Raw genomic sequence first — 25971 nt, 5'->3', positions numbered from 1 at the left:
CTCGTGACTGAGCAACCATGACCACAACGTTCCGGGCGCCGGGACGCGCCCGGAATCACCCACGGGAAAGCGGACGCAGCAACGCCGCGGAACGTTGCTTGCGTCGGCGAACTATCAGCACAATGGCCGCAGCAAGAACGATTCCGAAGAGGTTGACCAGCAGCTGCAGCACCGAAAAACCGGTCCGGTCCCACCGTCCGGCGACCGCCGCGACCATGGCGTAACCGGCCGCGGGCACCGTCGTCACCGAAATGAACACGCCGACCAGCGCGGCCGATTTCGCCGACGTCATCGCGAGCATTCCGGCCGCCCCGGCGAGCAATGCCACCACGAACGACGCCGGTCCGACCTGGTACACGAAATCGACCTGGTGGTTATTCACTATCGCGTGCGGATCGAACAACTCGGCCGAGCTGCCGAGCAGCACGCCGAGCAGCGTGATCGCCATCGACACCGGGAAGCCGACGGCCAGCGCGACCCCGGCGCGGCGCACCAGGTCCCAGCGGCGCAGCACCATGCCGACCGCGATCGCGGCGAGCGGGCCGAACTCCGGGCCGACCACCATCGCGCCGACGATCGTCACCGACGAGTCGGTCAGCACGCCGACCGCGGCGAGCAGGCACGCGATGGCGAGGAAAGCCTGGAACGTGGCGTTCCACCGCGATTCCTCGCCGGTGCGGCCGAGCAGCTCCTGCCACACGACCGCGTCCGCGCCTTCGCCGGGAGCGGCTTCCTCGGCCGCGTCGGCGGCGTCGGAAAGCGCGGTGTCCAGCGATTCCATGGTGATGCCGCCGGTGCGGTCGAGGCCGAGCGTGCACAAGGCGTCGACGATGTCGTCGGCCGCCTCCCGCGCGATGTCCGCCTCGATGAGGTCGCCCTCGGGCGAGACGGACGCCCCGCGGTGCACGATCAAATGCGCCGCGCCCGGGTGGGTGTACAGCAGCTTGAGCGCCTCGTCAGTGCTCTCCGGAGGGCAGATCGCCCTGAGATGCAGCACTAGCCCGCCCCGCCTCGCCGGCCGCCCTCACCGGACCCGCTGCGCGCGGCCACTACTTCTCCTGGGCGGCAGCCGGTTTGCTCTGCGGGACAGCCGGTTTCGCGTCGATCCCGGCTTCCTTGCGCTGCTGCGCGGTGATCGGCGCGGGCGCGGCGGTGAGCGGGTCGTAGCCGCCGCCGGTCTTCGGGAACGCGATCACGTCGCGCAGCGAGTCGGCCTTGGCCAGCAGCATGACGATGCGGTCCCAGCCGAACGCGATGCCGCCGTGCGGGGGCGCGCCGAACTGGAACGCCTCGAGCAGGAAGCCGAACTTCTCCTGCGCTTCCTCCTCGCCGAGGCCCATCAGCGCGAACACGCGCTTCTGGACGTCCTCGCGGTGGATACGGATCGAGCCGCCGCCGATCTCGTTGCCGTTGCAGACGAGGTCATAGGCGTAGGCGAGCGCGTTGCCCGGGTCCTGCTCGAACTTGTCGATCCACTCCGGGGTCGGCGAGGTGAACGCGTGGTGCACGGCGGTCCACTTGCCGGAGCCGACCGCGACGTCGTCGCCGATGTCCTCGACCGGCGCGAACAGCGGCGCGTCCACGACCCAGACGAACGACCAGGCGTCCTCGTCGATCAGGCCGAGCTTGCGGCCGATCTCGTCGCGCGCGGCGCCGAGCAGCGGCTGGGCGGCGGAAACCTTGCCCGCGGCGAAGAAAATGCAGTCGCCGGGCTTCGCGCCCGCGGCTTCCGCGACGTTCGCGCGCTCGGTCTCGGACAGGTTCTTGGCGACCGGGCCGCCGAGTGTGCCGTCCTCGTTGACCAGGACGTACGCCAGGCCCTTCGCACCGCGCTGCTTCGCCCACTCCTGCCAGGCGTCGAGCTGACGGCGCGGCTGCGAGGCGCCGCCGGCCATGACGACCGCGCCGACGTACGGGGCCTGGAACACGCGGAACGGCGTGTCGGAGAAGAAGTCGGTGAGTTCGGTGATCTCGAGGTCGAAGCGCAGGTCCGGCTTGTCGGAGCCGTACTTCGCCATCGCCTCGCGGTAGGTGATCCGCGGGATCGGGGTGGCGATCTCGTGGCCGATCAGCTTCCACAGCGCCTTGACGATCGCCTCGCCGACCGCGATGACGTCGTCCTGCTCGACGAAGCTCATCTCGATGTCGAGCTGCGTGAACTCGGGCTGCCGGTCGGCGCGGAAGTCCTCGTCGCGGTAGCAGCGGGCGATCTGGAAGTAGCGTTCCATGCCGCCGACCATGAGCAGCTGCTTGAACAGCTGCGGCGACTGCGGCAGGGCGTACCAGGAGCCGGGCTTGAGCCGCGCGGGCACGAGGAAGTCGCGGGCGCCTTCCGGGGTGGAGCGGGTCATCGTCGGCGTCTCGATCTCGACGAAGTCCTGCGCGTGCAGCACCTCGCGCGCGACGCGGCTGACCTCGCTGCGCAGCCGGATCGCCGCCGCCGGGCCGCTGCGGCGCAGGTCGAGGTAGCGGTACTTGAGCCGGACCTCCTCGCCGACGTCGACCCGGTCGTCGATCGGGAACGGCAGCGGAGCGGCCTCGGACAGCACTTCCAGCTCGGTGGCGAGGACCTCGATCTCGCCGGTGGCGATGTCCGGGTTCGCGTTGCCCTCGGGCCGCTTCGACACCTCGCCGACGACCTTCACGCAGAATTCGGAGCGCAGCGCGTGCGCGCGCTCGGCCATCTCGCCCTCGCGGAACACGACCTGCGCGACGCCGCTGGCGTCCCGGAGGTCGATGAAGATGACTCCGCCGTGATCGCGCCGCCGCGCCACCCAGCCGGTGAGGGTGACGGTCTGACCGGCCTGCCCGGCACGCAGAGTGCCGGCTTGATGAGTGCGGAGCACTGCGACTGCTCTCCCTAAGTCCACGAGGTTCGGGTGCGGCGGGGTGCGGGTTCGGTGGAACACGCATTTCGCCGGATACAGAGGCTAACGAACTCGGTGTCCGGGGGCGCGGGCAGGTTTGGGTCCGGGCTGGCGGGCCGGGTGCCGGAGGCGGGAGTTGGGGCTGGTCGAGGCTGCTGGCCGAGCCTGGCCGCGCTTGCGGCTGGGTTCGCGGGCGGCGGACTCGATGGGGCTGGCTCGGGTTTGGCGGGAGCGGCGGGGTTCGAGCGTTGTTCGGGGCGGTTGCTCGAGCCGGGCACCGGGCTCGGGGCGCGCTCGGCAGATATCGCTCGGGCTGACAAGGCAGCAAGCCGAAGCGCCGGGCGGGCGCGCGACGTACACCTCCGCCGACGAGGCGGGTGGACGTCGTTCGTCGCTGGGCGTGGGCGGGCGGCCCCCGGGCCCGTCCGGCCACGCCGGGCAGCGGCCAGGCCTGAAGTACTCACGCCGCGCAGCGAGTTGGCCTGAACGACTCACACCGCGAAGCAAGTTGGCCCGAAGAACTCACGCCACGCAGCAAGTTGAACCGCCCCGGGTTTGATGGAGGCTCCATCGTGTGAGTGAGGATGGAGTTATGGGCCGGTCTTCGAGGCATCCGCGTGAGGTGCGTGAGCGCGCGGTTGCGTTGGTGTTTGAGCAGGTAGAGCAGTACTCGTCGCAGTGGGAGGCGATCACGTCGATCGCGGCGAAGGTGGGGGTGTCGGCCGAGTCGCTGCGCCGGTGGGTGCGGCAGGCTGAGACCGATCAGGGTGCGCGGCCGGGTGTCACGACTGCGGAGTCGGAGCGGGTGCGCGAGCTCGAGCGTGAGAATCGTGAGTTGCGCCGGGCGAATGAGATCCTGAAAGCGGCATCGATTTTCTTCGCGAGGGAGCTCGACCCTCGACCGCCGCGCTCGTAGCGTTCATCACGGATTATCGGGACCGGTTCGGAGTCGAGCCGATCTGTGCCGTGCTGACCGAGTTCGGGATCAAGATCGCTCCGTCCACCTATTATGCCGCGCTTTCCCGTCCGATGTCGGCGAGGGAAGTTCGCGATGAGGAGTTGAAGAAGGAAATTCAGCGCGTGTACGACGAGAATTACCTGGTGTACGGTGCCCGGAAGGTATGGCGTCAGCTGAACCGGGAAGGCGTTCGGGCGGGCCGGGGCCGGGTGGAACGACTGATGCGCGCGATGGGCTTGGCCGGCGCGGTCCGCGGGAAGAAGGTGCGCACCACGGTGTCCGATCCCGGCGGTGCCCGCGCCGCGGACCTGGTGAGCCGCCAGTTCACGGCAGGTGCACCGAATCGGTTGCGGGTAGCGGACTTCACCTACGTCGCGACCTGGGCAGGCACCGTCTACGTCGCGTTCGCGATCGATGTGTTCTCCCGCAGGATCGTCGGCTGGCGCGTGAGCATGTCCAAGGAAACCGACCTCGTGCTCGACGCGATCGAGCAGGGACTGCGTCATCGGGACTACCGATGGCGAAAGGGGCAGGACAAGCTGATCCACCATTCCGACGCCGGAAGTCAATACACGTCGTTCCGATTCACGCAGCATCTTGCTGATTCCGGTATCGACGCGTCGATCGGCACGGTCGGCGATGCCCTCGATAACGCGCTCGCGGAATCCACCATCGGGCTCTACAAAACCGAGTTGATTAAACCGAACGGGCCATGGCACAATAAGCAAGAAGTCGACGTCGCGACTGCCGCGTGGATCGAGTGGTACAACACCCAGCGCCTCCACGGAGCATGCGGCGACCGGCCACCCGTCGAATTCGAGACCCTGTACGAGGACGGCGACCTGATCAGTCTGGTCGCCTGACCCCAACAACGAGTCTCTACCGAACCCGGGGCGGTTCAAGTTGATCTGAAGCACTCACGCCACGCAGCGAGTCGGCCTGAACGACTCACGCCACGCAGCAAGTTGGCCCGAACGACACACGCCACGCAGCGCGCTGGCCTGAAGTACTGCAGCCAGGTTCGGCGACCATCGCAGCGGCGCTCCCCTGCTCGCCGCGCCAAAGCCTCCGATGCGGCATGGCCCGCGGGTCACAGCAAGCGCAGTTGTTCCGCCTCCCCCGCTCGTTGTTCCGGCACCTCCGTCTCCCCCGGCGGGTCCGGGTCCGTCCGGGTTTCCGCATGCGCCCTCGGCGCGCGCGGGTCCAGACCGTGCCGTCGCAGGAGTGGGGCTACCACCGTTGCCAACCGTTCTCGGTAGCCGCGGGCGGCGTAGCTTCCTTGGGCGTACAGGCGGCGGTATCGCGGGGCCAGTTCGGGGTACTCCCGTTTCAGCCACGCGGCGAACCATTCCCGCGCGCCGGGGCGCAGGTGCAAGGGCAGGACGGTCACCCTGGTCGCACCAGCTTCGGCGAGTTGGGCGAAAAGCGGGTCCAGGGCTTCGGGCGAATCTGTCAGGTACGGCAGCACTGGCGCGACCATCACCGAGCACGGCAGGCCCGCCGCGGCGGCTTTGCGGATCAGGTCCAGGCGGGCGCGGGGCGTCGGGGTGCCGGGTTCCAGGCGGCGTTGCAGGTCGCCGTCCAAGAGGGCCAGTGACACTGCGAGGTGCACCGGGACGTCCTTGCCCACCGATTCCAGCAGGGGCAGGTCCCGGCTCAGCATGGTGCCTTTGGTGAGGATCGACAGCGGGGTGCCCGAGTCCGCCAGCGCGCGGATGATCCCGGGCATCAAGCGGTAACGGCCTTCGACGCGCTGGTACGGGTCGGTGTTCGTGCCCATCGCGACCGGTTCTCGTTGCCAGCTCGGTCGTTTCAGTTGCGCGGCAAGCACTTCCGGGGCGTTGACCTTGACCACGACCTGGGTGTCGAAATCCCGGCCGGCGTCGAAATCCAGGTACGTGTGGGTGTTCCGGGCGAAGCAGTTGTGCGACACCATCCCGTCGGCGATGAAATCGCCGGTGCCGGTGGTGATGTCGAACAGCGGCAGCTCCAGCCCCATCGGCGCGACGCTGGTGACGGTGCGCCGGACGCCGCCGATGACGGTGCCGTCCAGGGAGCGTTTCCATTCGACGGCCGGGTCGACCAGGTGCAGGAACCGCAGCACCTCGCCGGTGCCGCCGGTGAGCCGGGCTTGTCTGCGGCCGGGGTGCTGGCGGTGGCCGACGGTGTCGTAGCTGAACGAGAACCGGTCCAGTGCGGCGAACATCGTGTCCACGACTTCGTTCTCGTCGTGCGCGATGGAGAGCGTGCCGCGCCGGTAGCCGCCCGCGAGATCGAAGAGCCCGGCCAGGAAACCGCGCGCCCATTGGGCGTCCGGTTCGCGCGGGATGCGCATGAAGCCGACCGACGAGCCGAAGTCGGGCAGGTACGTCAGGGCTCGCGTGGCGGCGTCCGCTTCCGCGGCGAAACCGCCGGAGCGCAGCATTCCGCACAGGTATCCGGCGCGGTAGCCGAGCGTGTCGTCCGGCGTGCGGGCGAAGCGGCCGCCGCCGACCAGTTCGGTGCCGGGTTCCAGGTGCGGCCGTTGCGCGGTGCCGAGTTTGCTGCCGGTGACGTATTTCCACCCGCGCGAGCTGAGGAACCGGTGGTCCGGCCCGGCGACGAGCCGCGTGCCGTCATCGAGTGTGACGCGGTACGCCGGGCGCACCGTGGTCCAGTGCGCGAGCACCTCGGTGGGCACGAGCCTGCGCGCGACGCCGTGTCCGCGCGTGCCCATGATCCGGTCGCCCACCCGCAGCTCGGCGATCGGCTTCGCGCGGCCGTCAGCCATCAGCACCGGCGTGTCGCCTTCGAGGCAGTACGTGCACGCGTGCGAACACCCGCGATACGGATTGACCGACCACCGGAACGGCACCGCGGACGATTCGGGCACCCGGTTCAGCACGGACCGGGCGCGCACCTCGTGAAAGGTGACGCCGCCGAACTCCGGCGCGCGCACCGAGCGCACCACATCGCCGAAGGCACCGAGACCGGGGAGTGCCGGCTCCTCCTTCCCCGCTCGCAACTGTTCCCAACGCACCCCTACAGTCGAACACATGTTCTAAAGCACTGTCAAACATATGTTCGAACACCCCTCGAACGAGCGAGGCGGCACTCAGCCCGCGAAGCGCTCCAGCGCGCGGATCTTGTTCGTCGCGTCGAGGGCGGCCACCTTGTACGCCTCGGACAGCGTCGGGTAGTTGAAGACCGCGTCCACCAGGTAATCCACCGTCCCGCCGCAGCCGCCGGCCAGCCACTCCGCCGAAGCCACGCCGCCGGATGAGGAGATCACCCGCGCTGAGGGCGCATCCGCCATGGAACCGCCTTTCTTAGGGAAGCTTGCCTTACTTTTACCCTGCGCAACCTTACGGATACCCACCGGCAGGCCGCGAGCGGGGCGGCACACAAAAACGGCCGGTGCTCCGCAGAGGGAGCACCGGCCGTTCCGGAACAGGGTCAGCGCGACCCGCGCACCTGCTCGAACACGTCAGTCGACAGCATGGAACACAGGAACCGCACCGTGGCGCTGGCTAAGTCGAGGGTGCATCAGACCGGACCGAAACGCGGGATCGCGTCGGCGTGTCGAGGAGCAGCGTGCACGGCCCCGGGCCGGGTGCGCTGCTCCTCGACACGCCGACTTAAAGGCGATCCCGCCGCGACGGCGGAGCCGGCGCAATCAAATACAGCTCAGTTCGCGGTGGATCCACTCGACTTGGGTGCGCATGAGGTTCTCCGCTACCTCCTCGGCCTGCGGCGTCATGTGTGTCGCGCCCGCGAGCGGCAGGAAGCCGTGCGCGCGGCCCTTCGCCAGCAGCGCCGAGGAAAGCCGCAGCGCGTGTGCCGGGAAGACGTTGTCGTCGGCCAGGCCGTGCACGATCAGCAGCGCCCGTTCGAGCGAACCGGCGCTCGCGATGAGCGAGTTGTGCTCGTAGCTTTCCGGTTCTTCGTCCGGCTTGCCGAGGTAGCGCTCGGTGTAGTGGGTGTCGTACAGCGACCAGTCGGTGACCGGCGCTCCCGCGACCGCCGCGTGGAACACGTCCGGCCGCCGCAGCACGGCGAGCGCGGACAGGTAGCCGCCGTAGGACCAGCCGCGGATCGCGACCCGTTCGAGGTCCAGCTCGGGGTACGCCTCGGCGGCCGCGTGGAGGGCGTCGACCTGGTCGGCGAGCGTGACGTCGGCGAGCTTGCCCGCGATCTCCTTCTCCCACGCCGGGCCGCGGCCGGGCGACCCGCGACCGTCCACGACCAGCACGGCGAAACCCTGGTCGGCGAGCCATTGCGGGGTGAGGAAAGCGTTGCGGCTCTGGAGAACCCGCTGCGCGTGCGGACCTCCGTACGGGTCGAGCAGCACGGGCAGCTTGCTCTCGGCGGGCTCGTATCCGCGCGGCAGCACCAAAGCCGCACGCAGCCGGCGTTCGCCGAGGGTCAACCAGGTCAGGTTCGGCACGACCTCCGGGTCCACAGTGGACGATTCGATCGAACCCGCCTCGACGCCGTCCCGCAGCACGGTCACCTTCGGACCGCTGTGGTCGAGGCTCCACGAGGAAAGCACCGCAAGAGCCGCGCTGCCCGCACCGACGTGCACGCCGTCCGTTGTGGACAGTCGGCGGACCGCGCCGCCTTCGGTGCGGTACAGGTGGATCTGCGTCGGGTCGTCTTCCGAGGCGGTGAACAGGATCTCGTCGCCGACGTGCAGCACCATCCGCAGCTGCATGCCCGGCGGCGTCACCGCTTTGCCGTCCACGAGGAGCCGGTGATCGCCGTCTGCCGCGCTTTCGACCACCAGCTTGCCGTCCGCGGTCCACGCGGGCACGCCCTGGTAGATCTCGACCCAGTGCTCGTCGGTCTCGGTGTGCACCTCGGCGACCGAACCGTCCGAGGGGTCCAGCGCCAGCACGGTGAGCCGCTTCTGATCGCGCGGCTGCACGGCCAGCAGCGGCTGTCCGCCTGCCGACCAGTGCACGGTGACCAGGTACTCCCAGTCGCCCTTTTCGACATCGACGCGGCTGCCGTCGAGGCCCAGCACGGCCAGCGACACCTCCGCGTTCGGCGAGCCCGCCGACGGGTACGCCACGACGTTCGCCGGCTGCTGCGGGTTCGCCGGGTCGCCGATCGTCCAGCGCGGCACCGGACCGCGGTCCGCGCGCTCCACGAGCACGCTGCGGCCGTCCGGCGCCCACCAGTAGCCGCGCGTGCGGTCCATCTCCTCGCCCGCGATGAACTCCGCGAGACCCCAGGTGACGTGCTCGTCGTCCTCGCCGACGAGCACGCGGTCCTCGCCGGTCGCCAGCTCGATCATGTGCAGGCGACGCTCGCGTACGTACGCGACGTGCGTGCCGGTCGGGTTCGGCCGCGGATCGATGACGGACCCGTCGACCAGGACGCGCGTCTCGCCGCTCGCGAGGTCGAGCGTGTACAGCTTGCCCGACAGCGTGAACGTGACGACGGTGAACGCGTCGTCGACTCCGAAGGCCACCACGCCGCCGCCGGTCTCGCGAGCCCGTTCGCGGCGCGCCCGCTCCTCCGGCGGCAGGTCCTCGTCGCCGGACACCAGTTCGGCGGCGTCGATCAGCTTCGTCTCCTCACCGGTCGCGAGGTCGAACGACCACAGGCTGTGCCGCGGATCGGTGCCGGTGGCGCTGCGCAGGAACAGCACCCGCGAACCGTCCGGGGCGACCCGGAACTGCTTGGGCGCGCCGAGAGTGAACCGCTGGGTGCGGGCCTGCTGGCGGAGGAACGGAACGTCGTCGAGTGCGAAATCGGTCACGACCAGCACTCTTTCAGATGATCAGGCGGGCGCGCCAACACCGTGCAGCGCGGCCCGTTGTTCGTCGACGTCGTAGGTCGGCTCCGGGAACTGCGGGTCCATCTCGGTCAGCGTCTCGACCAGCAGCTCGGCGACCGCCCAGTTCCGGTACCACTTGCGGTCGGCGGGCACCACGTACCACGGAGCGTGCTCGGTCGACGTGCGCTTCAGCACGTCGGCGTAAGCCTTCTGATACGCGGGCCACTGCCGGCGCGCGTCGATGTCCGACGGGTCGAACTTCCAGCGCTTCTCCGGCCGGTCCAGCCGCGCGGTGAGCCGGCGGAGCTGTTCCTCCGGCGAGATGTGCAGGAACACCTTCACCACGGCGGTGCCGTTGTCGGTCAGCTCCTTTTCGAACGCGTTGATCTGCGCGTAGCGCTGCCGCCGCTCCGTCGCGGACAGCTGGCCGAGCACGCGCGGCACGAGCACGTCCTCGTAATGCGAGCGGTCGAACACCCCGAGGTGGCCCGGCGACGGGAGCTTCTTGCGGATGCGCCACAGGAAGTCGTGCCTGAGTTCGGCGGCCGTCGGCTTCTTGAACCCGGCGTACTGCACGCCCATCGGGTTCACGAGCCCGAGCACGTGCCCGACGGTGCCGCCTTTGCCGGAGGTGTCCATGCCCTGCAACACCAACAGCACGCTGCGGTGGCCGCCGCCGATGCCCTCCGCGTACAGCGCTTCCTGCAACCCGGCGAGCTGCTCCCCGGCGGACTCGAGCTTCTTGCCGCCCTTCGCCTTCTTTTCCGGCCCCACCGGCGACGAAGCCGGGTCCGGCAGCTCGTCGCGCGCCCGGAGCGCGTCGCGGACCCGGTTTCCGTTCTGCTGCTTCTTCGCCATCCCGGGACGATAACCGGACCGGCCGCCGATCGCCGGGGATCTCTCGTGCGTCCGGCGGGTCTCCTCGGTCGAGCGTGCGACGCAGCGAATCGCTGGTCCACCCCCTCGATTGCGCAACGAACGACGAGGGAAAGCAACGTTTCCCGGCTGAACTCCCCGCGAACGGCCTCTAGCCTGAACGCATGACAGCGTCCGTCCAGCCTGCCGGCACCGCGCGTCCCACCTCCACCGACGGCTTCATCGCGCTCGACGAGCGATGGAGCACGCACAACTACCATCCGCTGCCGGTCGTGATCGCCGAAGCCGAGGGCGCTTCGGTGACCGACGTGGCCGGCAAGTCCTATCTGGACTTCCTGGCCGGCTACTCCGCGCTCAACTTCGGCCACCGCAACCCCGAGCTGATCGCCGCCGCCACCGAGCAGCTGGGCCGCGTCACGCTCACCTCCCGCGCGTTCCACCACGACCAGCTGGGCCTGTTCTGCCGCGAACTGGCCGAGCTGACCGGCACCGAAATGGTGCTTCCGATGAACTCCGGGGCCGAGGCCGTGGAGTCCGCGGTGAAGGTCGCGCGCAAGTGGGCGTACCAGGTCAAGGGCGTTCCGGCGGGTACCGCGGAGATCGTGGTCGCGGCGTCGAACTTCCACGGCCGCACCACCACCATCGTCTCGTTCTCCGACGACGAAACCGCGCGCGCCGACTACGGTCCCTTCACGCCGGGCTTCGTCCAGGTGCCGTACGGCGACGCGGAAGCGTTGAAGGCGGCCATCACGCCGCGTACGGCGGCCGTGCTGATGGAGCCGATCCAGGGAGAGGCAGGCGTCGTCGTACCCCCTGAAGGGTTCTTCGCCGCCGTACGGCGACTGTGCGACGAGAACAACGTGCTGATGATCGCCGACGAGATCCAGTCCGGTCTCGCGCGCACCGGCACTGTGCTGGCCCTGGAGCACGAAGGCGTCCGCGCGGACCTGTACACGCTGGGCAAGGCTCTCGGCGGCGGCATCGTCCCGGTGTCGGCGGTGGTCGGCAGCCGCGACGTGCTGGGCGTGCTGAAGCCGGGCCAACACGGCTCGACCTTCGGCGGCAACCCACTGGCGTGCGCGGTCGGCCGGGCCGTGGTGCGGCTGCTGCAGACCGGCGAATACCAGAAGCGGTCCACCGAACTCGGCGCGCACCTGCACGAGCGCTTGGCGAAGCTGGTCGGCGACGGCGTTTCGGAGGTGCGCGGACGCGGTCTGTGGGCGGGCGTCGACATCGCGCCCGGCGGTCCGACCGGGCGGGCGGCTTCCGAGGCGCTGGCCGAGTTGGGCGTGCTGTGCAAGGAAACGCACGACCGCACGTTGCGCGTCGCGCCGCCGCTGGTGATCACCGAAGCCGAACTGGACCGCGGCATCGACGCGATCGCCCAGGTCGTGCGCGGCTGACCTCCTGCCCGGCGACCGCCGTTTCCGGGCGGCGGGCGCCGGGTGGGCATCACCGCGACCGTCGGCCCGTCCGGTCCGAAGTGGCTCGGCGAGGGCTGGGCACCTCGACGTGAACGGCGCTTCGATGTGCGCACGACTGTCGTCGCCAGCCGTCCGAGGGCATTCCCTTGCCGCGCTTCAGGTTCCGGCGTGTGTTCTTCGCCGACGAGCCCGGCTAGCCACGGCCGCTCCGTCCACGCCGGGATACGACTGCGTACACCAGCCGCAGGAACCGGATCGCCAGTGACCTCCGCGGTCCTGTGCCTTGAGCACAACGGTGTCTACTGCACTCCCCGTGCCGGAGCTCTCAGGCCGACGTCACTTCGACGCCGCTCAGCGCGTCGTTGTCCTGCTGCCGGCTGTCGCCTCGCGGGACGGTCGGAATGTCGGCGGTGCTGAGGCCGGACAGGTAAAGCCCGGCCTCGGCACCGGCTTCCGCGGACTGCCGCTTGCGACCCGCCGTTTCGATCCTCTTCACCACGACCTGGCGGCCGCCGCCGGGCAGTTGCACCACAGCGTTCGCGCCGACCTGGACGGTGCCGTCGACGACCGTGCCGGTGACCACGATTCCGCGCGTCGGGATCTGGTAGATCCCGGCGATCCGGAAGCGGAACGGGCCGGACGGGGTTTCGGCCGGACGGCGCGAGAACAGCGACATGGGACAAGCATCGCATCACGGCGGTTACCGGGCTTTCACCGGCTGGCCGCCACGTGGACCGCCGCGGCCAGCCGGTCGTGTTCCGGATAGGACCACGTCGCGGAGAACTGCCGCCGCGTGTACCCGAACGCGATGCCGCTGCGCGGGTCCACGAAGGACTCGGAACCGGCGGATCCGTTGTGCCCGAACGCATTCGCGCTGAGGAACGGATACCGCAACCCCTTCGCCTGAAACCCGAGCGCGTACTGGCCCGCGTCGCCGGTCACGAGGTCGCGGCCGGTGGAATGGAGCATCGCGAACTCGCCGAGCGTTTCCGGTTCGAGCAGCGGCGGCCGTCCGTCCAAACCGGACGCCGCGGCCGCGTACAGCCCAGCCAGCCCCCGCGCGCTGCCGACGCCGCCAGCGGAAACCTGCCCGAGCGCCCGCACCCGGCGGGTGTTGACGAACGCCACCTGGTCGAGCGGGGGCGTCGAATCGAGCCCGTAGCCGATGCCGCCCAGGCTGTGCGGACTCGGCACGTACGCCTGGAACGCCGCGAGTTCCGCCGCGCTCGCCTCCCCCGCCAGCACCTCGCGGTACCGGTGTTCCTCCTGCTCGGGCAGCCCGAGGTACAGGTCCAGGCCGTACGGTTCCCGGATCCGCGTCTCGTAATGCTCCTGCACGGACTGCCCGGTGACCCGCCGCACCACCTCGGCGACGACCGAGAACCCGGCGAATCCGCTGTACCCGTACGCAGATCCCGGCCGCCAGAACGGCCGCTGCGCAGCCAGCCGTCGCGCGATCACCCGGTCGTCCGCAAGTTCCTCAGCGGACAGCCCGCCGTCCGCCCCGATCACGCCGGAACGGTGGCACAGCACGTCCCGGACCGTGATCCCGCTCTTGCCCGCGGCGGCGAACTCCGGCCAGTGGCGCGCGACCGGCTCGTCCAGGTCCAGCACGCCGTCCTGCACGAGCAACGCCACCACCAGCGTGGTCGCCCCCTTGGTCGACGAGTAGACGCCGGTCAACGTCTCGCCCGTGACGTCACCCGCCCAGAGATCGACCACCAGCCGCCCCTGTACGCGAACCGCCAGCTGCACGCCCGCATTCGTCGCGGCCGCCGTGGCGAACTCGTCGCGGACTGTCTCGAACCCGTCCGCGACGGTCCCGTGGATGTCCCCCATTGGTTCCTGTCCCTCCGATCGTCAGTGTCGAAAGGAGGACCCGCGCCGCGCCATGAATGTGACTAGGCTTCGCTCCGTGACCGCCAGGCGGGCTCTCGCCCTCTTCGCCGCGCTCTGCGCGCTCGCCACGCTTGTGTTGGGACTGCTCGTCGCGCCCTACGCACCGGGCACAGTGGACCAATGGGCCGAGAGGTCTGCCTCGACGCTTCGCCCGGGATTGCTCAACACGCTGGTGCTGCCGACCGAGCCGTACGTGCTGATCCCGGCCGTCGTCGTCATCGCCGGAATCTGCCTCTACCGACGCAATCGCCTCGACGCGCTGCTAGCGGTGGCAGGCCCGTTCGTCGCCATCGCACTGAACAGCTGGGCGCTGAAACCGGCTTTCGACCGCTGGAAAGGCGGCACGCTCGTCTACCCGAGCGGCCACACGGTCAGCCTGGTAGCCGTGCTCACCGTCGTGGTGCTGCTGGTCCGGTTCAAGGCTGTCGCCGTTGCGGTCGGCGTACTGCTGGTCTGCTGCGCAGCCGTCGGCATGATCGGCCTTGGCTACCACTACCTCACCGACATCGCCGGCGGCGTCTGCTTCGCCCCGGCCGTGGTCACCGCGACGCGGGCGGCGCTGTCACCGCGTCGCGCGCGAGAGCCGTCAGCCGGCTGATCGCCCGCAGGTACTTCTTGCGGTAACCGCCGTTCAGCATCTCCTCGCCGAACAGTTCCGGGAGCGGCACGCCGGACACGACCACCGGAATCGCCCGGTCGTACAGCCGGTCCGCTAGCGCGACCAGCCGCAGCCCGACCATCTGGTCCGGCACCGGCGCGACGTGCTTGAGATGCACCCGCCGCACCCCGTCGAGCAGCTTCCCGTACCGCGAGGGGTGCAGCCGCTCGAGATGCTTCGTCAACGCCCCGAATTCGTCCACAGTGGACCCTTCGTGCGCGGCCGCGGAGGCGTCGATCTCGTCGTCGCTGACCGGCGGCGGAGCATCCGGCAGCCCGCGGTGCCGGTAGTCCGGCCCGTCGACGCGCACGACGCCGAACCGCCGTGACAACGCCTGGATCTCGCGCAGGAAGTCCTCCGCCGCGAACCGCCCCTCGCCGAGCTTGTCCGGGAGAGTGTTGGAAGTCGCCGCGACGTAGACGCCCGCGTCGGTGAGCTCCTGCAGCAACCGGCTGACCAACGTCGTGTCGCCGGGATCGTCGAGCTCGAACTCGTCGATCGCCAGCAGCCGGTGTTCCGAAAGCCGCGCCACCGCGTTCGCGAACCCGAGCGCGCCGACGAGGTGCGTCAGCTCGACGAACGTCCCGTACGCCTTGGGCCCCGGAGTCTCGTGCCAGGTCGAGGCGAGCAGGTGGGTCTTGCCGACGCCGAAGCCGCCGTCGAGGTAAAGCCCCATCGGCCCGTCCGGAATCGCCGCGCCGCCGCCGAAAAGCGACCGCAGCCGGGACTTCTTGGCCTTGGCCGCGCCGATCCGCGAAGCGAACGCAGAACACGCCTCGACCGCGGCCGCCTGGCTGGGCTCGTCCGGGTTCGGCAGGTAAGTGGAAAACCGAGCCTCGCCAAACCGCGGCGGCGGCACGAGGGACGCGATCAGCTCGTCGGCCCCAAGCTCGGGAAACCGGTCGGTCAGCGCAGCTGCGGGCATGGTCGGAGAGCCTATCCGGACGACCCCGGCCCCTCCGGCGCGCCTCAACCGAGCCGCGAGCGGCAAATCCCCCGGTCGGAGCCCACTTCGGCCTACGCAGGGGCGAGCCAGCCGGGACGCGTGTGGCGACTGTCACCGGGCTGCGGAGCTGGTCAGACGCACCGGTGCCTGGTCTGGCTCGCCGCGCTGACCCGGTGGCCCGCGCCGCGAAGCGACACTGCGGCACTGGACCGGACCGCGTGTTCCGACCTCGGCGAGAGCGAAGCATCTGTCACCGGCACCACGACACCCGACCATGCCCGCCCATGCGAGGGCCGGACCCGGCGGCACAGGCCGGGCGCCATGACCCAACCGGCACAAACGATGACGCAGCTCGCATCGCCACCACAGCATCCGGCCGAGCCGTCCCAGACGAGCAGCGAAAGTGGCTCGGCTGGACCTGGCGCGACTGGCCGCGCCTCATGGCCCGATCAGCCCGGACAACGAAACACCTCGCACCGGCAGCACAGCGCTGGATCTAGTTGCACGAACGGTCCCGGGCGAGCGACGGAATAGCCCCGCTGGGCATGGCCGCCCGGGCCGGGCGAGTGGCGAAGGAGTTCGCTCCGGCAGCACAGCACTCGACCGAGCCGCACGACCGGTCCGTTGCGAGCAAATCCGCCCGGCACGACGGCACTCGATCAACGTGGGTCACCGGCCCGATGCGAACGGAGGGCACCCAGGAGTACAGCACTGGATCGACGTGAGCCACCGGCCCGGCGCGAACGGACAGCGCCCAGCACGACGGCACTCGATCGAAGCTTCGCCCCGACCCGGCGAGCGGCGAGCGACGGCCAGCCGGTGCCGCTGTCCCAGGCCTGCGCCGCTGGCCCGGCACGGGCGGTGCCGAGCATAGGCGTGCGGACCAGCAGCGCCGGTCCCCCGACGGCCGTCGCGCGGGGCCGAGGCCGTCAGCAGGTCGAGGCCGCCGAGCTGCCGCAGAGGGTGTCAGCGCGCGGTCGACTCACCCATTCGAGGGATGTCGCGTGCGTTTTCGCCCGGTCGGGAGGTCGTTCGGACGGGCACGTCTCCGGCGCCGCGGGCTGCTCGCGGTGACACTGGACGGGCCATGTCCGCATACAGGGAGCGAGGAACCATGCCGAGCGCCAACCGGCCCGATGTGCCTGCCGCTGTTCCGTCTGCCGCGTTGGCGGCGGCCGACCAGACGGACACCGCTGGGCGCACCACGATCTCGTCGCTGGTCGTGCAGAAGATCGCGGTGCTCTCGACGCGCGAGGTCGCCGGGGTGCACGCGCTCGGCGGCGGGGTGTCGCGGGCGATCGGGGCCATCCGGGACCGGATCCCGGGCTCCGGCGCGACCTCCACCGCGGGCGTCTCGGTCGAGGTCGGCGAGAAGCAGGCCGCGATCGATCTCGACGTCGTCGTCGAATACGGCGCGCGGATCGCGGAAGTTGCCCGCGACGTGCGGCGCAACGTCATCACCGCGGTCGAGCAGATCACCGGGCTGGAGGTGATCGAGGTCAACATCGCGGTCAACGACGTCCACCTGCCCGGCGAAGAGGACGAGCCCGAGTCGAGCCGGGTCGAGTGACCGGTGACCGGTCGGGGCCTCTGGCGCAAGCAGCGCTTCGACCGGACCAGCTCTGGCCGAAGGGGCACCGCCGTTAGCCGGACCGGGCCGCTGAACCCGCCGCGGAAGGGCTTAGCGGCGGCGAAACCACCGGCCAGAACCGAATAACGCAGCACGTCAGAGCAGGCATCACCTCACCCGCGCAGCACGCACAATCCCAGGAGGGCGCACGTTGAACGCTACGCAGACCGGGATCCTCGCCGGGCTGATTCTCGGCCTGGCCGCCACGCAAGGGTTCACCGCTTTCCTGGTGACCTTCGCGGTCGGCATCATCGGGCTCGTGGTCGGCCGGGTCCTCGACGGCGAACTCGACCTCGGCGACCTGTTCGGGAAGGGCCGAGACAAGTGACCCGGACGGTCGAGGCAGGGCCGTCCCGCAGCGACCTTCCGGAACCCGCCGAGCGCGGTTCGCTGACCATCGCCCATGCCGTGGTGCGCAAGGTCGCGCAGCACGCCGCCGACCAGGTTCCCGGGACGATGCGCACCGAGCGCCGCGTCGCGGGAGTCAGCACCGGGATGTCCGGCGCGTCCGCGAAGGTCGGCGGTTCGGACAACGACGTCGAACTGTCCCTCGATCTCGCGTTGCGGTATCCGGCACCGGTGCGGGAAGTGACCGGCCAGGTGCGCGCCAAGGTCGTCGAAGAGGTCGAACGCATCACCTCCTATCACGTGCGTTCGGTGGCAGTGACGGTCACCGCGTTGTTGCCGGACGTGCCGCCGAGGGTGCGATGATGCGCGTCCTCGTCCGTCTTCTGTCCACGCTGCTCGGTTTGGCCGTCGCGGCCGGCGGCGCGTTGCTGGCGCTCGAGGTCGGCTGGTCCTGGTGGCAGCCGGACAAGGCCCCGCTGCTCGTGCCGTGGCCGCGCTGGAAGGCCGCGATCGCCGAGCTGGACTGGACCAGCACACCGGTACGGATCACCGCCGGGATCGCCTTGCTCGCCGGACTTGTGCTCCTGTTGCTGGCACTCGGTGCGGGAGACCGCGCGGTGCGGATGACCGATCCCGCTGACGGCATCACGGTGAACACCTCGCCCCGAGCGCTCGCGCGGTTGATCGGGCTGGCGGTGCGCGCGGAGGACAACGTGCGCGGCGCGTCCGTGACGGCCAGCTCCCGCCGGGTGCGCGTGCGCGCGACAAGCCGGTTGGAAACCGAGGAACAGCTGCGGCCGCGGTTGTTGGAGACCGTCGCGGGAGTGCTGGACGACCTCCCGCTGCAGCGTCGTCCGAAGGTGTCCGTAGTCGTCGACTCTCCGAAGGACCGGTCATGAGCGCATCCGCGGCGCGTCGCGCGCAAGGCCGTTCGTACGGTGCCGAACGCACGCTGACCTCCTTGGTCGGCGTGCTCGGTGTGCTGGCCGGCGCCGGGGCGCTGGTGGTCGGCATGGGCTGGCTCGGGCAGTTCCGCGGGCACCGGCCGGTGCTCGACCCGATCGCGGTCGGCTGGCTGCGCGACCACGCGCTGTACGCGAGGATCGGCGCGGTGGTGCTCGGGGTGCTGCTGCTCGTGTTGGGGCTGTGGTGGTTTTTCCGTTCGCTGCGCCCGGAACGCCGTCCGGACCTGAAGCTCGACGAGACGCTCGGTGCGGAGCTGACCGTCACGGCGGGAGCGCTCGCCGGGGCCGTGCAAACGGACGCGGAAAGCGTTGACGGGGTCACCCGGGCTCGCGTCCGGTCGGTGGGCACGGTGGCCGAACCGGCGTTGCGGATCACGCTCTGGCTGGCCGAGGGCACGGAAGTCCGCCGGGTGTGGGAAGACCTCGACGCGTACGTACTGACCCGGGCCAGGGACTCGCTCGGCGTCGAGAAGCTGCCGACCGCGGTGCGGCTCGAACTCGACACGACCGGCTCGGCACGCGTGCGCTGATCCCGCGTTTCGCACAGAATGCCCGCATGGCCCTCCCTGTGCAGGCACCGATCAAGCCCATGCTGGCGAAGCCGGCGAAAGCCATCCCCGATTCCGGCGGCCTGCTGTTCGAGCCGAAGTGGGACGGATTCCGCTGCCTGGTTTTCCGCGACGGCGACGAGATCACCCTGCAGTCGCGCGCGGAGAAACCGCTGAACCGGTATTTCCCGGAAGTTCTCGCCGCGCTGCGGGAATCCTTGCCGGAGCGGGTCGTGCTCGACGGCGAACTCGTGGTGGCCCGCGACAGCAAGCTCGACTTCGACGCGCTGACCGAGCGCATCCACCCGGCCGACAGCCGGGTCCAGCTGCTCGCCGAGCAGTCGCCCGCGCAGTTCGTGGCTTTCGACGTGCTCGCGTTGGGAGACGAGTCGTTCGTGGACGAGCCGACGTCGGCGCGGCGCGAACGGCTCGAGTCTCTGCCGGGCATCGCGCTGACCCCGGCGACGACCGATCCGGAGACCGCGCGGCACTGGTTCGAGCTGTTCGAAGGAGCCGGACTGGACGGCGTGATCGGCAAACCACTGGACGAGCCGTATTCGCCGGGGAAGCGGATTTTGTTCAAGTACAAGCATTCCCGCACCGCGGACTGCGTGCTGGCCGGCCTGCGCTGGCACGTGGACGGCGCACCGGGCGAGGCGGTCGGCTCGTTCCTGCTGGGCTTGTACGACGAGAACGGGCTGCTGCACCACGTCGGCGTGGTCGGTTCGTTCCCGGCCGCGCGCCGCCGCGAGCTGGCGCAGGAGCTGGCTCCGTTGATCACGGACGGCGAAGGACATCCGTGGCTGGGCGATGCGGTCCGCGAGGGGCAGCGAATCCCGGGCGGCATCACGCGCTGGCGGTCGAAGGAACAGCCGTGGGTGCCGCTGCGGCTGGAGCGCGTGGTGGAGGTCTCGTACGAGCACACGGAGGGCGGCTATCCGTCGCGCTTCCGCCACACCGCTCAGTTCGCGCGCTGGCGGCCGGACCGGGAGCCGTCGTCGTGCGGCTACTCGCAACTGGACGAGCCGGCCCGGTACGACCTGTCGGCGGTGTTCCGGGGCGAGGTCGTGCGCACCCGCTGACCGGACACGCCGCAGGACCCGCTCACTGGCTTCCCACACCAGGCGTGCCAAGCTCGTCCGAGAGTTCCGCCGAGCAGACGTGAGGACCAGCCCGTGCACCGCCGTTCCCCCAGCCGTTTCCGTACGCGCGCCCGGCTGGTGGCGGCGACGCTGGGAGCTCTCCTGGTGGCCGGGTGCACCAGCGGACCCTCGGTGCGGCCGGCGGTGATCGACAACGACGGACGCGCCACCACCGCGCCGCCCCCGAGCACCGCCGCGGTGCCGTTGCCGCCGCTGGCCGAGCCCAAGAAGTCCTCTCTCCGGTGGGCCAACTGCGACGCGGACACCCGGCAGCGGATGGCCGCTCCCGCGCTGCCCGATTCGCTGCACGTCAGCTGTGCGCGCATGACCTCCCCGCTCGACGCACCCGAGGACTCGCAGCATCTGCTCGCCCGCATCCTCGTGCTCAAGGCAGGCGACGGCCCGATCCCGCTCGTGGTGGTCAACGACGTCGGCGGCGAGCCGGGCTCGCTGTTCGCCGCGCGCCTCGCGACCCGGCTTCCGCCGGAGTTCCTCAAGAAGTTCTCGCTGATCGGCGTGGACCGGCGCGGCACCGGGCTTTCGGGCGGAGTGCAGTGCGTGCCGCTCGAGGTGCGTTCCGACCTGCTGGGCGCGGACCCGGCGCAGGGCGGCCTCGGCGAGGTGCTCGACGCGGCGCGCCGGGCCGGTCAGCAGTGCGCGCTCGACCTCGACACCGCGCAGACCGCACTGGACAGCTGGCGCACCGCCGGGGACCTCGACCAGCTGCGCAAGCAACTCGGACTGGACCGGCTGAACGCGCTCGGCCGCGGGGACGGTTCGAAGGTGCTTTCGGAGTACGCGGTGCGTTATCCGGCGCAGGTCGGCCGCATGGTGCTGGACGGCGTTCCGGACCCGGGCGCCGACCGGGCGGCTGTGCTCGACGCGGTGGCCGCTGGCGCCCAGTCGACGTTCGACGCCTTCTCCGCGGACTGCGCCGCCCGCAACTGCCCGATGGGCGACGCGAAGGTCGCGCTGAAGACCGTGACCGACCGGCTCCGTACGTCCCCTGTGGACACTGACGACGGCGTGACGATGAGCCCGGGCGTGGCGACTTACGCGGTGTACCAAGGACTTGCCGACCGTTCGAACTGGCCTGCCCTCGCCGACGCGCTGAACGCCGCCAAGAACGGCGACGTCACCGCGCTGGCCGGCTTCGCGAATCCGATCGTCGCGGACGTCCGCGGCCGCACCTCGCGCATCGGCGGCACCATCGCGACCCGATGCAACGACTCGACCACGCGGCTGCCCGCCGATCAGCTGGACCGCGCCGCGGCGGGAATGCGCGCGAAATACCCGCAGTTCGGCGCAGCCGTCGCGCAGGAACTCGCGTGGTGTGGCGCGTGGCCGGTCCGCCGCGAGGCGCTGCCTCCCGCCGGTGCGCCCGGCGCCCCGCCTATTCTCGTGGCCGCCACCGCGACCGACCCGGTGACGCCGCAGGTCGGCACCACCCGGGCCGCCGACCAGATGCCCAGCGCTGTGACGATCACGTGGCAGGGTGTCGCGCACGGCGCGGTCGGCCAGTCCTCCTGCGTCACTGCCGCCGCGCAGTCCTTCCTGATCGACGGCAAGATCCCGGACAACGGCACTCTCTGCCCCGCCTAGGGGCTGGCAACCACTGCGCGGTGCAGCGCACGGTTCCCTCTCGCCGAGGCAGCGCCGCCATCCGCCGTGCACCAGCCGACTGAGCCGGCCGAGCAATCCCCGCTGAGGTCTGAGGTGGCGGAACCGGGGCTGCCCCGCCGAAGTCGTCTCGAACACCCGTCCAGTATCTCGAACACCTGTTCGAGAGCGCATCACTCGACCCAGCGGAATCCGCTCCCCCACACGGTACCGACGATCTCACCGGGAGTGCCGAAAACCCCGCCAGCGCACCGAATTCCGCCACTCGCAGCCGGAACCACACTCGCGACCGGGCAAGGACTGTCCTAACGCGACACAGCAGGACTGGCCGCCGCCCAAGCCGCCTCGATCATCCGGAAGACCTCGTCCACCGCGGCCTCCGGATCAGCCGCCTCGCGAGCCACCGAATACGCGTCGACCACGAACCGCGCGATCGCCCGGCACGCCGTCGGCGTCCGCCCGAGACCGGGGTCGGCCGCCATCGCCGCGGCCAGCGACTCCGCGTGCCGCAGCCGCATCGATTCCTCGTATTCCCGCAGCGCGGGCGACCCGTCGATCATCCGCCAGACCGGCGCGACGCTGTCCGCGGTGCAGTGCCGCACCAGCGCCTGGATCTCCTCCCGCAACGCCGGGATCAGCGACTCCTCCGACGCCCGCCGCTCGACCGCTCCCCGCAGGCTCTCCTCGAAATTCGAGTCCTGCTCGAAGACCAGCGCCTCCTTCGAGGCGAAATGCGAAAAGACCGTGGTCACGGCGACGTCGGCCTCGGCCGCGATGTCCCGGATGCCGACCTCGTCGTACCCGCGCTCGAGAAACAGCCGGAGCGCGGTGTCGGCGATCTTCCGGCGGGTCGCGGCCTTCTTGCGCTCGCGCCGCCCGGACGGCTCAGTCATCCGCGAATGCTATCAGCCACAAAACCTGGCCGATTACCAAAAGCTAACAGTTAGCCTTTGCTCGCGTCGCGCGGCTACTGCCGGTAGCCCTCGACCTCGCGCACCGAGCGGACCGAGGCCTCGTCCGGATCGTCGTCGAACTCGACCCGGGCCCGGCGCTGCCGCAGCAGGTCCCAGCACTGGTCGAGCTCCTCTTCGGCCCGGCGCAACCGCTCGCGGTCGTCCGAGGACAGCCCGACCCCGATCGCCCGGTCGCGCAGTTCTTTCTCCTCCGCGATCAGCTCGTCGATCCGTCCCAAGATCCCGTCAGCCACATCAACCTCCAAGGAAGCATCGGACACTCACCAGGACGCTACCCCGCCGCGGGGAATTCCCCACCCCGTTCGTTCGTTGGACGACCTATGAGCACAGTGGAACTGACCGCGGACAACTTCGACCAGACCGTGACCGACAACGAGTTCGTGCTGATCGACTTCTGGGCGAGCTGGTGCGGCCCGTGCCGCCAGTTCGCACCGGTGTTCGAGAAGGCCTCGGAAAAGCACAGCGACATCACCTTCACGAAGGTGGACACCGAAGCCGAGCAGCAGCTCGCCGCCGCGTTCAACATCCGCTCGATCCCGACGCTCGCCGTGATCCGCGACAAGACCCTCATCTACTCCCAGCCCGGCGCGCTTCCCGAAGCCGCGCTGGAAGACCTCATCCGCCAGGCCCGCGAGGTCGACATGGACGAGGTGCGCAAGGCCGCCGCCGCGCAAGAAGCCGAGCAGGCCTGAGCCAGCCACCGCAGGCGCACCAACCGGGGAAACACGAAGGCCCGGCACCCACCAGGGTGCCGGGCCTTCGCAGTCGTTCAGGACCGGGTGACGAGCCCGCGCAGGAAGAACGCGAGGTTCGCCGGCCGCTCGGCCAGCCGTCGCATGAAGTAGCCGTACCACTCGTCGCCGCAGGGCACGTACACGCGCATCGTCTCGCCTTCACTGGCGAGCCGCTTCTGCTCCTCGGGCCGGATGCCGTACAGCATCTGGTACTCGTGGTCGCTGGACGTGCGGCCGGCGTCCGCCGCGAGCTTGCCCGCGATCGCGATGATCCGCGGGTCGTGCGAGGCCACCATCGGGTAGCCCTGTCCGGCCATCAGCACGCGCAGGCAGCGCACGTAGGACTTGTCCACCTCGGCCTTGTCCTGGAATGCCACCGATTCCGGCTCGGCGTAAGCGCCCTTGCACAGCCGCACGCGCGATCCGGGGCCGGACAGCTCGCGGCAGTCCTGCTCGGTGCGGCGCAGGTAGGCCTGCAGCACCGCGCCCACCCACGGGTACTCGGCGCGCAGCTCGCGGAGGATGCCGAGCGTCGAGTCCGTGGTGGTGTGGTCCTCCATGTCGAGCGTCACCGTCGCGCCGACCGCGTCGGCCGCCGCGCAGATCTTCCGCGCGTTCTCGAGCGCGACGCCTTCGCCGTCGCCCGGCAGGAACTGCCCGACCGCGGACAGCTTCACCGAGACGTCCGCGCCCTTGGCGAGGCCCTGTTCGGACAGCGCCGTCAGCAACTCCTCGTACGCCTGCACGGTGGCGGTGGCCTGTGCGGCGTCGGTGGTGTCTTCGCCGAGGTGGTCGATGGTGATCTTCCGGCCGTCGGCGGCCAGTTCCCGTGCGGCGCGCACGGCGTCGGCGGTAGCCGAGCCGGACACGAACCGGCGCACTACGGACCGGGTGACCGGTACCGCTTCGATCAGCGCACGCATCCGCTGCGAACGAGCGGCGGCGAGCAACGGGGCACGCAGCATGGCGGTGTCTCCTTCTCAGCCCTGGTGCGGGTAGCGCACGGAGGTCGGCGGCACGAACGTCTCCTTGATCGAGCGGGGGCTCGTCCAGCGGAGCAGGTTGAAGACCGAACCGGCCTTGTCGTTCGTGCCGGAGGCGCGCGCCCCGCCGAACGGCTGCTGGCCGACGACGGCGCCGGTCGGCTTGTCGTTGACGTAGAAGTTGCCCGCGGCGAACCGCAGCGCCTGCGAAGCCTTCGCGACGGCCGCGCGGTCGTTCGCGATGACGGCACCGGTCAGGGCGTACGAAGCGGTCTCGTCGACCAGCTGCAGCACGGAGTCGAACTCAGCGTCTTCGTACACGTACACCGACAGGATCGGGCCGAAGTACTCGGTGCTGAAGATCTCGTGCTTCGGGTTCGTCGACACGAGGACGGTCGGCTGTACGAAGTAGCCAACGCTGTCGTCCGCGGTGCCACCGACGAGGATCTCGACCTCGCTGTCGTTCTTAACGCGCTCGAAAAGCGAGGCGTGCTTGTCGAAGGCACGACGGTCGATCACCGCACCACCGAAGTGCGACAGGTCGGTGACGTCGCCGTAGCTGAGCGCGGCGGTCTCGGACGCAAGGCCGTCCTTCAGCTGCTCCCAGACGCTGCGCGGCACGTACGCACGCGAAGCGGCAGAGCACTTCTGGCCCTGGTACTCGAAGGCACCGCGGACAAGCGCGGTGCGAAGCACGTCAATGTCGGCCGACGAGTGCGCGAGCACGAAGTCCTTGCCGCCGGTCTCGCCGACGAGACGCGGGTAGCTGCGGTAGCCAGCGATGTTCGCGCCGACAGTGCCCCACAGGTGCTGGAAGGTCGCGGTGGAGCCGGTGAAGTGGATGCCCGCCAGGTCGCGGTGCGTCAGCGCGACCTCGGAGACGGCCTTGCCGTCGCCCGGCAGCAGGTTGATCACGCCCGGCGGCATGCCGGCCTCTTCGAGCAGCCGCATGGTCAGGTGCGCGGCGAAGCTCTGCGTCGGCGACGGCTTCCACAGCACGGTGTTGCCCATCAGGGCGGGCGCGGTGGGCAGGTTGCCGGCGATGGCGGTGAAGTTGAAGGGCGTGATCGCGTACACGAAGCCCTCGAGCGGACGGTGCTCCATCCGGTTCCACACGCCCGGCGAGCTGACCGGCTGCTGGTCGAGGATGCTGCGGCCGAACGCGACGTTGAAGCGCCAGAAGTCGGCGAGCTCGCACGCGGAGTCGATCTCAGCCTGCGTCGCGGTCTTCGACTGGCCGAGCATGGTCGCCGCGTTCAACGTCGCGCGCCACGGGCCGCTCAGCAGGTCGGCAGCGCGCAGCAGGATCGCCGCGCGGTCGTCGTAAGACAGCGCGCGCCACTCCGGAGCAGCCTTCGCGGCGGCAGCGATCGCGTCAGTCGCGTCCTGCTGCGTGGCGCTCTGGATGGTGCCGAGAACGTGGCTGTGGTTGTGCGGCTGGACAACGTCGATCTTCTCGCCGCCGCCGGCGCGCTGTTCGCCGCCGACGGTGACCGTCAGGTCGACGGGACCGGCCTGACCCAGTTTCTTCAGCGCACCCTCCAGCTCGGCGCGCTCGGCGCTGCCCGGCGCGTACGTCAGCACCGGCTCGTTCTTCGGGGCGGGGGTCTGGGTCACGGCGTCCACGGCGGCTCC

At 70.1% G+C, this 25971-nt stretch carries 24 protein-coding genes; 11 read left to right on the top strand and 13 right to left on the bottom strand.

The features are described 5' to 3' along the window. Positions 1–55: 55 nt before the first annotated feature. Both CU254_RS11275 and aspS read right to left on the bottom strand, forming a co-directional pair. A complete protein-coding gene (locus tag CU254_RS11275) occupies positions 56–997 on the bottom strand; it encodes a DUF389 domain-containing protein (RefSeq protein ID WP_009075720.1) in 942 nt (313 codons plus the stop codon). A 52-nt stretch (positions 998–1049) separates the two neighbouring features. Then, positions 1050–2846: an aspartate--tRNA ligase gene (aspS, locus tag CU254_RS11270; protein WP_009075716.1), complete on the bottom strand. Its 1797-nt coding sequence runs from the start codon at positions 2844–2846 to the stop codon at positions 1050–1052. A gap of 613 nt (positions 2847–3459) precedes the next feature. Here aspS and CU254_RS11265 point away from each other — a divergent pair. Beyond that, a protein-coding gene (locus CU254_RS11265) for an IS3 family transposase (RefSeq protein WP_234392813.1) occupies positions 3460–4688 on the top strand; the annotation gives its coding sequence in 2 pieces (ribosomal slippage) (positions 3460–3739 and positions 3739–4688; 1230 coding nt in all). A 227-nt stretch (positions 4689–4915) separates the two neighbouring features. Here CU254_RS11265 and CU254_RS11260 read toward each other — a convergent pair. The 4 genes from CU254_RS11260 to CU254_RS11250 all read right to left on the bottom strand — a co-directional run bounded on the left by CU254_RS11260 (position 4916) and on the right by CU254_RS11250 (position 10447). After that, positions 4916–6844, bottom strand: a complete 1929-nt coding sequence (locus tag CU254_RS11260) for an intein-containing Rv2578c family radical SAM protein (protein WP_199785873.1) — start codon at positions 6842–6844, stop codon at positions 4916–4918. Between the two features lie 75 nt (positions 6845–6919). Beyond that, entirely contained in the window at positions 6920–7120 is a 201-nt protein-coding gene (locus tag CU254_RS42950) for a hypothetical protein (RefSeq protein ID WP_158688005.1), read from the bottom strand. Between the two features lie 360 nt (positions 7121–7480). Beyond that, complete coding sequence (locus CU254_RS11255) at positions 7481–9571, bottom strand: S9 family peptidase (RefSeq protein WP_009075705.1); 2091 nt, start codon at positions 9569–9571, stop codon at positions 7481–7483. 21 nt (positions 9572–9592) lie between these two features. Then, positions 9593–10447, bottom strand: coding sequence for a polyphosphate--nucleotide phosphotransferase (locus CU254_RS11250; RefSeq protein WP_009075703.1), 855 nt, complete (start codon positions 10445–10447; stop codon positions 9593–9595). Positions 10448–10629: 182 nt separating this feature from the next. Between CU254_RS11250 and rocD the strand changes: the two genes are divergently transcribed. Then, positions 10630–11868 (top strand): ornithine--oxo-acid transaminase, encoded by a 1239-nt coding sequence (rocD, locus tag CU254_RS11245; RefSeq protein ID WP_009075701.1) that lies wholly within the window; start codon positions 10630–10632, stop codon positions 11866–11868. A 346-nt stretch (positions 11869–12214) separates the two neighbouring features. On the opposite strand, the gene CU254_RS11240 is transcribed toward rocD, so the two are convergent. Further along, positions 12215–12565: a hypothetical protein gene (locus CU254_RS11240; RefSeq protein ID WP_009075700.1), complete on the bottom strand. Its 351-nt coding sequence runs from the start codon at positions 12563–12565 to the stop codon at positions 12215–12217. A 35-nt stretch (positions 12566–12600) separates the two neighbouring features. Next, entirely contained in the window at positions 12601–13728 is a 1128-nt protein-coding gene (locus CU254_RS11235; RefSeq protein ID WP_009075699.1) for an EstA family serine hydrolase, read from the bottom strand. Between the two features lie 76 nt (positions 13729–13804). On the opposite strand from CU254_RS11235, the gene CU254_RS11230 reads away from it, so the two are divergent. Next, complete coding sequence (locus CU254_RS11230) at positions 13805–14386, top strand: phosphatase PAP2 family protein (protein ID WP_037713315.1); 582 nt, start codon at positions 13805–13807, stop codon at positions 14384–14386. Here CU254_RS11230 and zapE read toward each other — a convergent pair. After that, positions 14328–15371, bottom strand: coding sequence for a cell division protein ZapE (zapE, locus tag CU254_RS11225; protein ID WP_009075695.1), 1044 nt, complete (start codon positions 15369–15371; stop codon positions 14328–14330). The genes CU254_RS11230 and zapE overlap by 59 nt on opposite strands. A 1135-nt stretch (positions 15372–16506) precedes the next feature. Between zapE and CU254_RS11220 the strand changes: the two genes are divergently transcribed. The 7 genes from CU254_RS11220 to CU254_RS11190 all read left to right on the top strand — a co-directional run bounded on the left by CU254_RS11220 (position 16507) and on the right by CU254_RS11190 (position 21627). Continuing rightward, positions 16507–16962, top strand: a complete 456-nt coding sequence (locus tag CU254_RS11220) for an Asp23/Gls24 family envelope stress response protein (protein WP_037713313.1) — start codon at positions 16507–16509, stop codon at positions 16960–16962. Positions 16963–17173: 211 nt separating this feature from the next. Beyond that, the gene (locus CU254_RS11215) at positions 17174–17350 is read left to right on the top strand and encodes a hypothetical protein (RefSeq protein WP_009075692.1); all 177 of its coding nucleotides are present in this window, start codon (positions 17174–17176) and stop codon (positions 17348–17350) included. After that, positions 17347–17733 (top strand): Asp23/Gls24 family envelope stress response protein, encoded by a 387-nt coding sequence (locus tag CU254_RS11210; RefSeq protein WP_009075689.1) that lies wholly within the window; start codon positions 17347–17349, stop codon positions 17731–17733. The genes CU254_RS11215 and CU254_RS11210 overlap by 4 nt, the downstream gene beginning before the upstream one ends. Continuing rightward, positions 17733–18269, top strand: coding sequence for a DUF6286 domain-containing protein (locus tag CU254_RS11205; protein ID WP_037713311.1), 537 nt, complete (start codon positions 17733–17735; stop codon positions 18267–18269). The genes CU254_RS11210 and CU254_RS11205 overlap by 1 nt, the downstream gene beginning before the upstream one ends. Beyond that, complete coding sequence (locus CU254_RS11200; RefSeq protein WP_009075684.1) at positions 18266–18865, top strand: alkaline shock response membrane anchor protein AmaP; 600 nt, start codon at positions 18266–18268, stop codon at positions 18863–18865. The genes CU254_RS11205 and CU254_RS11200 overlap by 4 nt, the downstream gene beginning before the upstream one ends. A gap of 26 nt (positions 18866–18891) precedes the next feature. Beyond that, positions 18892–19965 carry an ATP-dependent DNA ligase gene (locus CU254_RS11195; RefSeq protein WP_009075683.1) on the top strand — a complete coding sequence of 358 codons (1074 nt, stop codon included), beginning with the start codon at positions 18892–18894 and terminating at the stop codon, positions 19963–19965. Positions 19966–20058: 93 nt separating this feature from the next. Then, positions 20059–21627, top strand: coding sequence for an alpha/beta hydrolase (locus tag CU254_RS11190; RefSeq protein ID WP_078560741.1), 1569 nt, complete (start codon positions 20059–20061; stop codon positions 21625–21627). A 323-nt stretch (positions 21628–21950) separates the two neighbouring features. Here the strand turns inward: CU254_RS11190 and CU254_RS11185 are convergent, their stop codons facing one another. Then, positions 21951–22538, bottom strand: a complete 588-nt coding sequence (locus CU254_RS11185; RefSeq protein ID WP_009075679.1) for a TetR/AcrR family transcriptional regulator — start codon at positions 22536–22538, stop codon at positions 21951–21953. Positions 22539–22612: 74 nt separating this feature from the next. Beyond that, entirely contained in the window at positions 22613–22852 is a 240-nt protein-coding gene (locus CU254_RS11180; RefSeq protein WP_037713308.1) for a DUF2630 family protein, read from the bottom strand. Between the two features lie 87 nt (positions 22853–22939). On the opposite strand from CU254_RS11180, the gene trxA reads away from it, so the two are divergent. Next, positions 22940–23311 carry a thioredoxin gene (gene trxA / locus CU254_RS11175; RefSeq protein ID WP_009075676.1) on the top strand — a complete coding sequence of 124 codons (372 nt, stop codon included), beginning with the start codon at positions 22940–22942 and terminating at the stop codon, positions 23309–23311. A gap of 77 nt (positions 23312–23388) precedes the next feature. Here trxA and CU254_RS11170 read toward each other — a convergent pair whose 3' ends face one another. After that, the gene (locus CU254_RS11170; protein ID WP_009075674.1) at positions 23389–24318 is read right to left on the bottom strand and encodes a proline dehydrogenase family protein; all 930 of its coding nucleotides are present in this window, start codon (positions 24316–24318) and stop codon (positions 23389–23391) included. Positions 24319–24333: 15 nt separating this feature from the next. After that, positions 24334–25962: an L-glutamate gamma-semialdehyde dehydrogenase gene (gene pruA / locus CU254_RS11165; protein ID WP_009075672.1), complete on the bottom strand. Its 1629-nt coding sequence runs from the start codon at positions 25960–25962 to the stop codon at positions 24334–24336. Positions 25963–25971 lie beyond the last annotated feature (9 nt).

The organism is Amycolatopsis sp. AA4 (assembly GCF_002796545.1).
Classification (GTDB): domain Bacteria; phylum Actinomycetota; class Actinomycetes; order Mycobacteriales; family Pseudonocardiaceae; genus Amycolatopsis.
This window is presented reverse-complemented; position numbering and strand designations above follow the sequence as displayed.